At 72.7% G+C, this 12,497-nt stretch carries 11 protein-coding genes; 7 read left to right on the forward strand and 4 right to left on the reverse strand.

What is annotated here, in order from left to right:
- The first annotated feature begins 90 nt into the window (after window positions 1–90).
- A complete protein-coding gene (locus RFN52_RS36610) occupies window positions 91–966 on the forward strand; it encodes an endonuclease/exonuclease/phosphatase family protein (protein WP_184853174.1) in 876 nt (291 codons plus the stop codon).
- A gap of 211 nt (window positions 967–1,177) precedes the next feature.
- Window positions 1,178–2,896 (forward strand): SpoIIE family protein phosphatase, encoded by a 1,719-nt coding sequence (locus RFN52_RS36615; RefSeq protein WP_184853175.1) that lies wholly within the window; start codon window positions 1,178–1,180, stop codon window positions 2,894–2,896.
- Between the two features lie 31 nt (window positions 2,897–2,927).
- Here RFN52_RS36615 and RFN52_RS36620 read toward each other — a convergent pair whose 3' ends face one another.
- Window positions 2,928–3,404, reverse strand: coding sequence for an SRPBCC family protein (locus tag RFN52_RS36620; protein WP_184853177.1), 477 nt, complete (start codon window positions 3,402–3,404; stop codon window positions 2,928–2,930).
- Between the two features lie 169 nt (window positions 3,405–3,573).
- On the opposite strand from RFN52_RS36620, the gene RFN52_RS36625 reads away from it, so the two are divergent.
- The 4 genes from RFN52_RS36625 (at window position 3,574) to RFN52_RS36640 (ending at window position 6,551) form a co-directional block, all read left to right on the forward strand.
- Window positions 3,574–4,104 carry a GNAT family N-acetyltransferase gene (locus RFN52_RS36625; protein ID WP_184853179.1) on the forward strand — a complete coding sequence of 177 codons (531 nt, stop codon included), beginning with the start codon at window positions 3,574–3,576 and terminating at the stop codon, window positions 4,102–4,104.
- 58 nt (window positions 4,105–4,162) lie between these two features.
- Entirely contained in the window at window positions 4,163–4,618 is a 456-nt protein-coding gene (locus RFN52_RS36630) for a hypothetical protein (protein WP_184853181.1), read from the forward strand.
- A 23-nt stretch (window positions 4,619–4,641) separates the two neighbouring features.
- Window positions 4,642–5,187, forward strand: coding sequence for a P-loop NTPase family protein (locus tag RFN52_RS36635; protein WP_184853183.1), 546 nt, complete (start codon window positions 4,642–4,644; stop codon window positions 5,185–5,187).
- A 176-nt stretch (window positions 5,188–5,363) separates the two neighbouring features.
- The gene (locus tag RFN52_RS36640; RefSeq protein ID WP_184853185.1) at window positions 5,364–6,551 is read left to right on the forward strand and encodes a Rieske 2Fe-2S domain-containing protein; all 1,188 of its coding nucleotides are present in this window, start codon (window positions 5,364–5,366) and stop codon (window positions 6,549–6,551) included.
- A 215-nt stretch (window positions 6,552–6,766) separates the two neighbouring features.
- Here the strand turns inward: RFN52_RS36640 and proP are convergent, their stop codons facing one another.
- Window positions 6,767–8,263 carry a glycine betaine/L-proline transporter ProP gene (gene proP, locus RFN52_RS36645; protein ID WP_184853187.1) on the reverse strand — a complete coding sequence of 499 codons (1,497 nt, stop codon included), beginning with the start codon at window positions 8,261–8,263 and terminating at the stop codon, window positions 6,767–6,769.
- Between the two features lie 233 nt (window positions 8,264–8,496).
- On the opposite strand from proP, the gene RFN52_RS36650 reads away from it, so the two are divergent.
- A complete protein-coding gene (locus RFN52_RS36650; RefSeq protein ID WP_184853189.1) occupies window positions 8,497–10,011 on the forward strand; it encodes an MFS transporter in 1,515 nt (504 codons plus the stop codon).
- A 3-nt stretch (window positions 10,012–10,014) separates the two neighbouring features.
- On the opposite strand, the gene RFN52_RS36655 is transcribed toward RFN52_RS36650, so the two are convergent.
- A complete protein-coding gene (locus RFN52_RS36655) occupies window positions 10,015–10,746 on the reverse strand; it encodes a hypothetical protein (protein ID WP_311241146.1) in 732 nt (243 codons plus the stop codon).
- 76 nt (window positions 10,747–10,822) lie between these two features.
- Window positions 10,823–12,484: an amidohydrolase gene (locus tag RFN52_RS36660; RefSeq protein WP_184853191.1), complete on the reverse strand. Its 1,662-nt coding sequence runs from the start codon at window positions 12,482–12,484 to the stop codon at window positions 10,823–10,825.
- Between the last annotated feature and the right edge of the window lie 13 nt (window positions 12,485–12,497).

Genomic DNA, 12,497 nt, shown 5'->3' on the forward strand with positions numbered 1-12,497 from the left:
GCGCCAGGACCGATGAGCCGGAATGTGAAAGGGGAGTACACGTGTGTTTCCGACGCCCCCGTCCCATAGCCTCGTGCTGGGAGACGTCGGATGCCAGGTGTTCGCACCGGTGAGGAGGCGAGAGTGCTCGGTCGGGGTACGAGTGCGCGGTTGCTCGCGGTGGTCATGCTGGCTGTCTGCATGGTGCTCGTCGGCCCCAGCGCACCGAACGGTGGCCTCTTCGCCGGGCCGCGGCACGCCGCAGCCGCCGGGGACGTCGTATCGAACCGGGTCATGACGTGGAACATCTGTAACCCCTGCGAGGTCAGCGACGTCGACCGGGCCGCGGACATCGCCGCGTACGCGCCCCAGGTCATCGGCCTGCAAGAGGCGTGCGTGCGTGACGTGGAGAGGATCCGGGAGTATCTGGAGAACCTCCACGGGCTGGTCTACCACGTCGAGTACGGGTCCGTGATGCGCAAGTGGGGCCGCTGCGGGGGAGCGCCGTGGAGTCCGGGGGCCTTCGGCCAGGCGATCCTCTCGGCCGCACCGATGACGGACCCCGTCAATGTCGAGTATCCGGACGGCGGATCCGAGGACCGCGGGTACATGGCCGTCACCACCACCGTGGCCGGGCAGCCCGTCCGGGTCTTCAACACGCACCTCGCCCAACGGCGTCAGGAGGCGGTCCGGGCGGACCAGACACGCGTCCTCGCCGCGGAGGCCGCCCGGCACGAGCGGGCGATCCTCCTCGGTGACTTCAACGCCGTGCCGGACGCCCCGGAGCTCTCCCCGATATGGGCGCTGGCCACGGACGCGGACCCGCAGTGCCGTCCATCGCCCACCGGGACCTGCCTGCCGACCACCGACTGGCAGAGCAAGTTCGACTACGTGTTCCTGCGCGGCTTCGCCCCGCTCAGGCACCGCGTGCAACCGACGCCGTCCTCGGACCACCACCTGCTGCACACCGACGTCGCCCCGACCTGAGCGGCGCCCTGGCAGGCTCTGCCCCCGACGCCCGACGCCTGACGCCCGGGACCGCAGGTCAGCGGCCCGCATCCGGTGATCACGGGACCCGCGCCGGGCAGGGTGTCGCCCATACGACGTGGAATCCTCCGTCGTATGGGCATACGGGGAGGGCAGGTAACCAGGGCATGCCGGCGACAGGGACGCCGGCCCGATCAGCAGGGAGGCCGCGATGACGGGGCCGGAGCCTACGGAGTCCGTTCACGGGCTGTCCGTGCCGACAGCGTCCGTCGTGCTGGCCGGGACCCTGGAAGCCATCGGCACGGGCGCCTACGTCGTGGACGAGCAGGGCTGCATCATCGCCACGAACACCCGCGCCGAGCAGCTCCTGGGCCGGTCCGCCGACGACCTGCTCGGGCATGACGCGCACGATCTGCTGCACCGCGGCCCGGACGGGCAGCCCCTGCCGCGGACCCAGTGCGCCATGCGGCAGGCCTTCCACGCCGGGCGCACGGCCCAGGCCGACGAGGACTGGTTCGCCTGCGGCGACGGCACCCTGCTGCCCATCTCCTGGCTGATCACGCCGTACGACGTCGGGGGCCGGCAGGCCGGCACGCTCGTCGTCTTCCACACACCCCACCACCCGCAGGCCACGGACCCGCGGCCGGAACCGGCGGCCCAGCCCCTGTCGGAGCTGCACCGGCTGGCGCTGCTGGCCGAGACGACCGCGCAGCTGACGTCCACGCTCGACGTCGACGAGGCGCTGCGCCGGCTGGTGACCCTGGTCCTGCCCCGCCTCGCGGACTGGGCGGTCATCGACCTGATCACCGAGCGCGACGAGGTGTGGCGCACCGTCGTCGTCCACTCCGACGGTGACACGCTCACGCACCACGAGGATCTGCAGGGGCCGATGCCGCCGATCCCGGAGGAGTCCCCGATGCCCCTGTCCAGGGCCCTGCGCGGGGTCGCCTCCAACCTGGCCGGCCCGCAGACCTACCAAGGGCCGCCGGACTCCGGCATCGCGGTCGAGCAGCGCCGCCTCTTCGACGCCACGGGGATGCGCTCCGCGGCCATCGCGCCCATCCGCAGCACCCGTGCCGTCCTGGGAGCGCTTACCCTGGGCCGCGACGAGAACCAGGCGCCCTTCACGCCCGTGGACCTCCCCCTCATCGAGGACATCGCACGCCGGGCCGGCCTCGCCCTGGACAATGCCCGCCTCTACCAGCGCCAGCGCAAGGTCGCCGAGACCATGCAGAACCATCTGCTGCCGCAGATGCCGGGCGTCTCGGGCCTGCAGATGACCGTCCGCTACCTGCCCGCACCGGACGCCTCACAGGTCGGCGGGGACTGGTACGACGCCTTCCCCTTGTCGGACGCGTCCACCGCCCTCGCCATCGGGGACGTCGTCGGCCACGACCTGGAGGCGGCGGCCGGCATGGCGCAGGTCCGCAACATGCTCCGCGCCTACGCCTGGTCCCAGCACGAACCGCCCAGCCGCATCGTCGAACGGCTCGACGAGGCGATCCAGCACATCACCGACGTCACCATGGCCACGACGATCTTCGCCCGGGTCGAACCGGCCGAGGACGGCCACTGGCAGCTGTCCTGGACCAACGCCGGCCACCCGCCGCCGCTGCTGATCAGCCACGACGGCCTGGCCCACTACCTCACCGAGGGCCACGGCATACTCCTGGGCACCCAGACCGGCACCCGCCGCCCGGACGCAACCGTGCAGTTGCCGCCCGGCTCCACCCTGGTGCTGTACACGGACGGCCTCGTCGAAGCGCCCCGCCGCTCCCTCGACGAAGGACTCGAACGTCTGCGTCAGCACGCCGCCGCCCTCGCCCACCGCCCCCTCTCCTCGTTCACCGACCAGCTCCTGCGCCGCGTCCGCCCCTCCGGCAACGACGACGACGTCGCCCTCCTGGCCGTACGCGTGCCCGGGCGCTGAACCGGAGCCGGCGACACACGGGCGCCGGACCTCATCCGCCCGGGGTGCCCGGCGCTGCGCTGCCCACGCCCTCGCGGTGCTCGCGCACCGCGATCCGGGCCAGCTTCGTCAGCATCATGCCGTTGCGGATCGAGACGACGTGGTCCACCGGGAGGCCGTGCATCCGGATGCCGTGGCCCCGCAGCGGATGCCAGTCGAGGACGAAGAGGGTGTTCTCGCCCCAGGGGATCAGGTTCATGGCGATGCGGGCCGCGCCGAAGGGGTCCGCCCTGGCTTCCAGTTCCAGACGCCGCTGCGGCTCGCAGATGCGGACGACGCAGGTGTCGTCGAGGACCAACGGGCCGAGCCCGACGCGGACTTGCAGTCGCGCGCCCACCTCGGGCCAGTGCGGGTCGGCGGCGGTGACCTGTTGCGTGCCGGAGACCCATTCCCCGTAGCGATGGCCGTCGGACAGCAGGTCCCAGACCTCGGACGGCGAGCTGAGGATCAACCGGCGGTTCCGGGCCACACCGACCACGCTCCTTCGCTCCGTCAAGCCGGCGCCCGCGCACGAGACCGCCGGGCGCGGAACATCTCCTCGACCCTGGGCGGGCCGCCCGGCTCCGGCACCCGGAGCCGGCCCGGTCCGCCGCGGAATTCGCTGGTGACGGGCGACGGGCCGCGCTCATACTGACGCGGTGGATCCAGTGACTCTTGAGACCGGGCGTCTGGTGCTGAGGCCCTTCGGGCCGGGCGACGCGGACGCGGTGTACGACGCCTGCCAGGACAAGGACATCCAGTTCTACACACCGGTGCCCGTGCCCTTCGGACGGCAGGACGCCGAGAAGCGGGTCCGCGAGGAGTGGCCCCAGGGCTGGGCCGGCGACGACAACTACATCCTCGGAGCGTTCCGCAAGGACACCTCGGCCCTCGTCGGCTCCTACTGCCTCACCAGAGTGAGCCGGGGCGTCTACGAACTCGGCTACTGGGCCGTCAAGGAGCAGCGGGGCCGGGGCTATACGGTCGAGGCCGCGCGGGCGCTCTGCGACTGGGGGTGGGCCACGCTCGACGTCCACCGCATCGAGTGGTGGGCCATGACCGGGAACACCGGCTCGCGTGCCGTGGCGGAGCGGCTCGGGTTCACCGTCGAAGGGACGCTGCGCAACCGCGGCATCGCCAACGACGGCAAACCCCACGACTGGTGGGTCGGCGCACTGGTGAGGCCCTGACGTGGAGCGTGCGAGAAGAGGGGGCACGGCGGGGCGCGGGGTGAGAGTGGGCCTGCTCATGGCGTGCGTTCCGGGCATCCCATGGGCCGCTCTCGCTCTGGGGGTGGCCCTGGTGGAGTTCCTCCGGGGAGGGGACACCGAACTCGCCGCCCGCGACGTGCGCTACGGCGTGCTGCTCACCGGGGGAAGCCTGCTGGCCGGTGTCCTGATGGGCCTGATCCTCGCCGGGGGACTGGTCCTCGCGTCGCGTGTCCTCACCCGCCCGTGGGCGCTCACCCTCACGGGAGCGGTGCTCGGCGCGCTCGTGTTCCCCGCCGAGTTCCTTGTCGTCGCGATCGGCACGGACGGGGCCGTCGCCCAGCTCGGCACGACCTTCCTCGCATGGCCGTTCATGACGGCGGTGGCGGCCGCGCACAGCACGGACATCGTGGGCCGCACCCGCCGCCGCACCTGGCTGTGGGCGTCGGGACCGGCACCGGGGGAGAGGCCGTCGCCGGTTTCCGGCAGTGCCTGAACACCGCCACCGTCCCTCGTACGATGGCCCGCGTGATGGTGGGGACCGAACACACCCGGCTGGTGCTGCTGCGGGGCAACAGCGCGGCGGGGAAGTCGTCCGTCGCGGCCGGGGTGCGGGAGCGCTTCGGCCGTGGGCTGGCACTGGTCGGACAGGACAATCTGCGCCGCGTCGTGCTGCGGGAGAGGGACCGGCCCGGCGCGGCGAACATCGGCCTGATCGACCTGACGGCCCGTTACGCCCTCGATGCCGGGTACCACGTCGTCGTCGAGGGGCTCCTGTACGCCGACCGCTACGGCGAGATGCTCGCCCGGCTGCGGGCCGACCACCGGGGGCCGACCCACGCGTACTACCTGCACGTGCCGTTCGAGCAGACCCTCCTGCGCCACGCCACCAAGCCGATCGCGAACGAGCTCGGCGAGGCCGAACTGCGTGACTGGTACCGGGAGCTGGACCTGCTGCCCGGCGGCACCGAGACCGTCATCGGCCCCGACAGCACGCTGCGGGAGACCGTCGACCGCATCATGCTCGACACCGGTCTGGCCGGACTGCCCGCGCTCGACCTCTGATCCGGCGCGCGCTCCGCCGCCGCGCGGCCCCGGGGGCTCACCCGTCCGTACGCGCCGGAGAGGGCGTGAACAGCGCGCCGCGGTGAGGATGGACGGTGCCGGGCGCCCGCGTCGGCAGCTCGGTGCTGCCTGACGCGACGCGCGGCGGTCGCTGCCCGTACGCGCGAGGGAGAGGTATGACCGAGACCGACGAGGCCGGGGCCTTCTCCGCCGGGACCGCATGGCCCTCGGCGCACCGCGATCCGAGTACCGGCATGGTCGACCTCCGGCGCGTCGGGGCGCACCCGGACCACTGGTACCCGGTCGCACTGTCGAAGAACGTGCGCAGCACGCGGACGTTCGCGACATCGTTCGCCGGCGAGCGCATCGCGCTCTACCGCGGGGAGAGCGGCACCGTGTACGCGCTGGAGGACCGGTGCGCACACCGTCAGGTGCCGCTGAGCATGGGCGTCGTGGAGGGCGAGGCACTGCGCTGCTGCTACCACGCGTGGGCCTACCGGGGCGACGGCCGCATCTCGCAGATCCCCTACCTCTCCAAGGGCGACGGCCGGCCGCCGCGCGGCGTGCGCGGCTACCCCGTCCGCGAGGCGTACGGCCTGGTGTTCGTGTTCCCCGGCGACCCGGACAAGGCCGCCGCCGCCCCGCTGCCCGACCTGCCGGCGTTCGGCTCGCCGCGGTACAGGACGATGACGTACTCCCGGACCGTGCGCTGCCACTACTCGTTCATGCACGAGAACCTCCTCGACATGAACCACCAGTTCTTCCACCGGGGCGTGGTGGGCAGACTCCGTCCCGAACTGCTCGACTCCCGGACCGACGAGCGGTCCGTGGAGGCCAGGTACCTGTTCAGCCACGCCGGGGGCAAACGGAACCGCGGGGCCAGCCTGCTGGCCTCCGAGGGCATCGGCGGCAGCGACTCCCGCGACGTCATGACGATCCGCACCGAGTACCCGTACCAGACCCTCGACCTGGTCCCGGAGAACACCGAACGGCCGGCCTTCCGGCTCTGGGCCGCCTATGTGCCCGAGGACGCCGAGCAGCGCAGATGTCACACGTTCGGCCTTCTCATGATCGAGAAGCCGCGGGTTCCCGGCGCTCTGCAACTGGCCTGGCCGCTCATCAGGCGTTTCACCGAGCGGGTGTTCGCCGAGGACCGGATGGCCGTCGAGGCCGAGCAGCGGGCCTGGGACGAGCAGGGCGAGGACCGCAACCGCGAGGTGTTCTCCCTGATCCTGGACGTCCGGGAGGTGCTGCGCACCAACGGCGTCCCGATCCGCCCCCGGGCCGTCGCGTGCGGCGCCGCCTCGATGTGCGGCGGCCATGACCGCGGGCCGGTTCCGGGAGTGGACGCCGGCGCCCCCTGAGGGCCGACGCGGTCGCGGCGGCCCGCCACCGAGGCGCAGCCCGGGGGCACTGGCGCCGCACCCGGTCAGCGACTCCCCGAGCGTACGTTCCTGCTCGGTCATCGCCTCACTGGCCTCGCCTCGGGGCCGCGGCGGGCACCGCGTTCCCGGCCCGGCCGCGCCCTGTCGAGAAAGGCCCCGTCCGCAGCGGTCGCGGACGGGGCCTCGCCCTCCGGTCAGAACTTGGGCTGCGGGGACTGCGCCCGGACCAGTTCCCGCGCCTCCGCCTCCGTCGCCACGGACGGCGGGGAACCGGCCAGCGGCTTGTTGGCGGTCTCGCGCATGCACAGCACGGCGATGACGCCGATGACCGCGGCGCCGGTGGCGTAGTACGCCGGCATGAGGGTCGAGTCGAAGGTGCTGATCAGGGCGGTGATCACCAGCGGTGTCGTACCGCCGAAGACCGAGGTGGCCAGGTTGTAGGCCACCGAGAGCGAGCCGTAGCGCACCTGCGTGGGGAATATCGCCGGGAGCGCCGCCGACATCGTGCCGAGCATCGGCAGCAGGGAGAGCCCCATCAGCAGCAGGCCCAGGGTGATGAGGACGACGTTGCCCTGCCTGATGAGCCAGAACGACGGCAGGGACAGGAACAGGAATCCGAGCATCCCCGTCATCAGCAGCGGCTTGCGCCCGAAGCGGTCCGAGAGCCGCCCGACCTGGTTGATGAGGAGCATCTGCACCACCATCACCACGACCAGGATCAGCAGGCCGTGGTTGGTGCCGTAGCCCAGCTCGTCGGACAGGTACGTCGGCATGTACGACAGCAGCATGTAGTCGGTGATGTTGTACGCCGCGACCAGCGCGAGGCACAGCAGCAGCGGCCGCCAGTACCGGGTGAAGATCTTGCCGAGGTCGGAGGCGGCCGAGGTCTCCACGGCGTCGGCGGCCTCGCTCGCCTTCGCCCGGCCGCCCTCCAGCTTCTGGAAGGCGGGCGTCTCGTCCAGCTTGAGCCGCAGGTAGAGCCCGATGAGGCCGAGCGGGGCCGCGACCAGGAACGGCACGCGCCAGCCCCACGACAGCATCTGGTCGTCGCTGAGGAGCGTTTGCAGGAGGACGACGAGGCCGGAGGCCCCGACGTAGCCGGCGAGCGTGCCGAGCTCCAGGAAGCTGCCGAAGAAGCCGCGCCGCTTGTCGGGCGCGTACTCGGCGATGAACGTCGAGGCGCCCCCGTACTCCCCGCCGGTCGAGAAGCCCTGCACCAGCCGGAAGAAGATCAGCAGGGCCGGGGCCCACAGACCGATCGCGGCGTGCGAGGGGACCAGGCCGATGGCGAAGGTCCCCACCGCCATCATGATCATGGTGAGGGAGAGGATGCGCTTGCGCCCGACCTTGTCCCCGAGCGGTCCGAAGACCATGCCGCCCAAGGGGCGCACCAGGAAGGCCACGGCGAACGTCGCGAAGGACCCGAGCAGCTGGGCGGTGTCGTTGCCGGAGGGGAAGAAGACCCTTCCGATGGTCGACGCCAGATAGCTGTAGATGCCGAAGTCGTACCACTCCATGGCGTTGCCGAGGGCGGCGGCCTTGGTGGCGCGTTTGACCGCCGCGTCGTCGGTCACCGTGATGTCGCTGCGGCGCAGCTTCGGGTGACGGCGTTTCTCGATCGCCCGGAACAGCACCCGGTGTCGTCTCACAGCCGCGGGATCCACCGACTCGTCGTTGTCGGTCGCAGCCATCACGTGGTTCCTTTCGCCGGTCGCAACTCCAAGCACAACGCCTGCACAGATCTCGCGCGCTCAAACGATCCCCTTCGCGCGGCGCCCGGCCGACCACGCACCGTGACACACGGGTGCCCAGGGTGAGAGGCGGGTCGCCGCACCGCCCGGGAGGATCTCCGGGACGGGTGTGTGCCCGTGCCCCGGCGGGGGAACTTGACTCGCCGGGTGCGTGCCTGGTGAGAGGAGCCCAAGTGACAGCGTCGGCGGAGGGCGGCCGGAACCAGGGCACGCAGCAGGACGGGTACGAGCCGGACCCGAAGCGGTGGCGGGCCCTGTGGGTCACGCTGGTGGCCGGCTTCATGAGCCTGCTGGACGTGTCGATCGTGGCGGTCGCCCTGCCCACCATCCAGCAGGAGCTGCACGCCTCCGCGGCCGAGGTGCAGTGGGTGGTGTCCGGCTACGCCCTCTCCTTCGGCCTGGCCCTCGTCACCGCCGGCCGCCTCGGCGACGCCCTGGACCGGCGCCGCATCTTCCTCGTCGCCCTCAGCGGCTTCGTGCTGTGCAGCGCGGCCTGCGGAGCGGCCCCGAACATCACGCTGCTGGTGGTGGCCCGGCTCGCCCAGGGCCTGGCGGCCGGCTTCATGGCCCCGCAGAACTCCGCGCTCATCCAGCAGATGTTCCGGGGTGCCGAACGCGGCCGCGCCTTCGGCTTCTTCGGCGCCACCGTCGGCATCTCCTCCGGCATCGGCCCCCTCGCCGGCGGCCTGATCCTGGCGCTGGCCGACGGCGCCCAGGGCTGGCGGTGGATCTTCTACGTCAACGTCCCCATCGGCATCCTCGCGCTCCTCCTCGGACGCCGCCTGCTGCCCCGCACCCGGCGCTCCGGACGGGAACACGTCGACCTGCCCGGCGTCGCGCTCCTCGGCCTCGGGGTCCTCGCGCTCATGTACCCACTGGTGCAGGCGGAGACCGGCGGCCTCGTCCGGCTGTGGTGGATGTTCCCGGCCGGCGCCGCGCTCCTGTTCGTCTTCACCCGCCGGCAGCGCCGCCTCGTGGACCGCGGTACCCAGCCGCTGCTCGACCCGCGCCTGTTCACCACCGTGCGCGGATACGCCGTCGGCGCGGGCGTCGGCACGCTCTACTTCATCGGCTTCAGCGGCGTCTGGCTGGTCTTCGCCCTCTTCTACCAGCGCGGCCTCGGCTTCTCCCCGCTCGAATCCGGCCTCGCCGTGACGCCCTTCGCCCTCGGCTCGGCGTTCGCGGCCGCCGTCTCGGGCCGGCTGGTGGACCGGCTGGGCCGGCTGCTCACGGTGGGCGGGCTCACGGGCGTGATCCTCGGCCTGGGCGGCGCCGCGCTGCTGCTGCGCTTCGCGCCCCTCGACATCGCGCCCTGGATCGCCGCCCCGGTCCTGTTCCTCGGCGGCGTCGGCGGCGGATGCGTGATCTCCCCCAACATCACCATGACGCTGCGCGACGTGCCCGTGCACATGGCGGGAGCGGCGGGCGGCGCCCTGCAGACCGGGCAGCGGCTCGGCGCCGCGGTGGGCACCGCCGCCCTGCCCGGCCTCTACTACCTGGTGCTCGGCAGCAGGAGCGACGACTACCGCGGTGCCCTCTTCCTCGCGATGGTCGCCGGGCTCGTCGGCATGGCCGCGTCCCTGGCTCTCGCGGCGTACGACTGGCGGCGCGACCGGCGGGCCGGGGAGCAGCACCGCGCCTGCCCGGACGACATCGCCCACAGCCCCGTGCACGCCCGGCAGACCTGAGCGTCACCCGTTCACGAGGGGCTCCGGCGCTGCCGTTGCGGCGTCGTCCAGCTCGCCGCGCAGCGCGCCGAGGGCGAAGGCCGTCATGGACGCCAGGATCAGCAGCGCGAGCGGGCCCCAGATCGCGGGCAGGGCCCAGAACGGCCAGTCGTTGGCCGCCTGCGCCCACAGCGTCAGGACCGCCGTGCCGCCCAGTGCGACGCCGTGCCACCGCACCATCTTCGCCGCGGTGGTGTGCCGCGGCTCGCCCCGCGCGAAGAGGGGCCACAGCCCGCCCGCGAGGGCCGCCAGGCCGAACGAGGTGCAGGCCAGCGCACCGCCCAGACGGTCCTCTGGCCATCCCACCGGCCCGTCGGACGTCTGCTGCCGCCGGCCCTCGGCGTCCCGTACCTCGACGACCTGACCGTGCCAGATCACACCGACGACCTTCTCGTCCGGCTGCATCTCGGACATCACGGGCTCGGTGCGCAGGAACGTCACCTTCCAGGGCTGGCCCGACGGCGGCACCAGCTCCGCCTCCGGGGACTCGCTCCGCTCACCGCGGTTCAGGGCGGCGCGCCGCACGGTGAACTGCTGCTCCCACACGCACCCCGACGCTTCCACGGGGACGGCGGCGCAGGCCGGTGCGCCGCGGTACTCCCGCTCCCGCTCCAGCGCCCCGCGGATCTGGAAGGCGGACGCCACCCCGACGCCGAGCGCCACGACCGCGAGCAGCACCCACATCACGGACCGCATGACCCCGTGCCCCGACGACCCCACCGTGCCTCATCCCCCTCCGCGGACGGAAACCCGCGGAGCATTGGAACACGCCTCAGGTGCCGGTGTGGACCCGCCGGCCGTCGACGAAGGTCTCCAGGACCCGGGTGGCGGCGATCTCCTCGGGCGGTCCCGCGAACGGGTCGCGGTCGAGGACGACGAGGTCGGCCGCCTTGCCGACGGTGATGCTGCCGGTGGTGGCGTCGAGCTGGTTCACGTACGCGCTGCCCGCCGTGTACGCGGCGACGGCGGTGCCGAGGTCGATGCGCTGCTCCGGGAAGAAGGCCGGGGCGCCCCCGGGAGCCTCGGGGGAGACGCGGTTGACGGCGACATGGATGGCCTGGAGCGGGTCGGGACTGCTGACGGGCCAGTCGCTGCCGGCGGCGAGGGTCGCCCCGGCGCGCAGCAGATCCCCGAACGGGTACTGCCACGCGCCGCGTTCCGCCCCCAGGAAGGGCAGGGTCAGCTCGTCCATCTGCGGTTCGTGGGCGGCCCACAGCATCTGCAGGTTGGCGCTCGCGCCCAGCGCGCGAAAACGGGGCAGGTCGTCGGGGTGGACGACCTGGAGGTGCGCCAGGTGGTGCCGCGTGTCGCGACGGCCGTTGACGGTCCGGGCGGACTCCACGGCGTCGAGCGCCTCGCGCACCGCGCGGTCCCCGAGCGCGTGGAAGTGCACCTGGAAGCCGTGCGCGTCCAGTTCGGTGACGTACTTCCGCAGCTCGCCCGGCTCGACGAAGCTGATGCCGCTGTTGTCCGAGGTGCACCCGCAGCCGGTCAGGTAGGGGGACAGCATGGCGGCGGTGTGGTTCTCGGCGATGCCGTCCTGCATGATCTTCACGGTCCCGGCGCGGAACCTGTCCCGGCTCAACTCCTCCCTCCTGGCGAGGAGTTCGCCGATCTGCTCGGCGCCGCGCTCACGGTCCCACCACAGGGCGCCGACGACCCGCGCGGTGAGCAGACCCCGGTCCAGCGCCGTCAGGTACGCCGGGGCCGGGTCGGTCAGGTTGGCGTACGTGCCGACGATGGCGTCCTGCCAGGCCGTGACCCCGCGGGAGTGCAGCACGGCCTGGGCACGCAGCAGACCGGCGAGCTGCTCCTCCGGCGTGGGGTCCGGCACCAGCTTGCCGACCAGGTGGACCGCGCCCTCCTGGAGCATCCCGGTGGGGTTGCCCGCGGCGTCGCGCTCGATCCGGCCGTCGACCGGATCGGGCGTCCGGGCGTCGATGCCCGCGCGTTCCAGGGCCCGGCTGTTGACCCAGGCGCCGTGGTGGTCGCGGTTGGGCAGGAAGACGGGGCGGTCCGGGACGACCGCGTCGAGGGCGGCGGCCGTGGGGGAGCCGCCGGGGAACGCCTCCAGGGACCAGCCGCCCCCGGTGATCCACTCGACGTCCGGGTGCTCCTTCGCGTACACCCCGATCCTGCGCAGGTACTCGCCCGCGTCGACGGTGTCGGCGAGATGGCACAGGCCGAGTTCGAGGCCCGCGCCCATCGGATGGACATGGGCGTCCTGGAAGCCCGGCAGCAGCAGCTTCCCGGCCAGGTCGACGACCTCGGTGCGCGGCCCGGTCAGCTCGCGCACCTCGTCGTGGCCGACGGCGACGATCCGCCCGCCGCGCACGGCCACCGACGTGGCGCGGCTGCGGGCCGGGTCGACGGTGTGCACCGGACCGCCGGTCAGGACGAGGTCCGCGGGTCCCTGGGCAGGGGGGTGTGACATCGGGGTGAACTCC

Source organism: Streptomyces collinus, assembly GCF_031348265.1.
GTDB lineage: Bacteria > Actinomycetota > Actinomycetes > Streptomycetales > Streptomycetaceae > Streptomyces > Streptomyces collinus.

What these genes read in the sequence shown, in the direction of transcription:
- RFN52_RS36610 (WP_184853174.1), top strand. Translation starts at nt 91, where the DNA reads ATGCCAGGTGTTCGCACCGGTGAGGAGGCGAGAGTGCTCGGTCGGGGT.
- RFN52_RS36615 (WP_184853175.1), top strand. Translation starts at nt 1,178, where the DNA reads ATGACGGGGCCGGAGCCTACGGAGTCCGTTCACGGGCTGTCCGTGCCG.
- RFN52_RS36630 (WP_184853181.1), top strand. Translation starts at nt 4,163, where the DNA reads ATGGCGTGCGTTCCGGGCATCCCATGGGCCGCTCTCGCTCTGGGGGTG.
- RFN52_RS36635 (WP_184853183.1), top strand. Translation starts at nt 4,642, where the DNA reads ATGGCCCGCGTGATGGTGGGGACCGAACACACCCGGCTGGTGCTGCTG.
- RFN52_RS36640 (WP_184853185.1), top strand. Translation starts at nt 5,364, where the DNA reads ATGACCGAGACCGACGAGGCCGGGGCCTTCTCCGCCGGGACCGCATGG.
- proP (WP_184853187.1), bottom strand. Translation starts at nt 8,263, where the DNA reads ATGGCTGCGACCGACAACGACGAGTCGGTGGATCCCGCGGCTGTGAGA.
- RFN52_RS36655 (WP_311241146.1), bottom strand. Translation starts at nt 10,746, where the DNA reads ATGCGGTCCGTGATGTGGGTGCTGCTCGCGGTCGTGGCGCTCGGCGTC.
- RFN52_RS36660 (WP_184853191.1), bottom strand. Translation starts at nt 12,484, where the DNA reads ATGTCACACCCCCCTGCCCAGGGACCCGCGGACCTCGTCCTGACCGGC.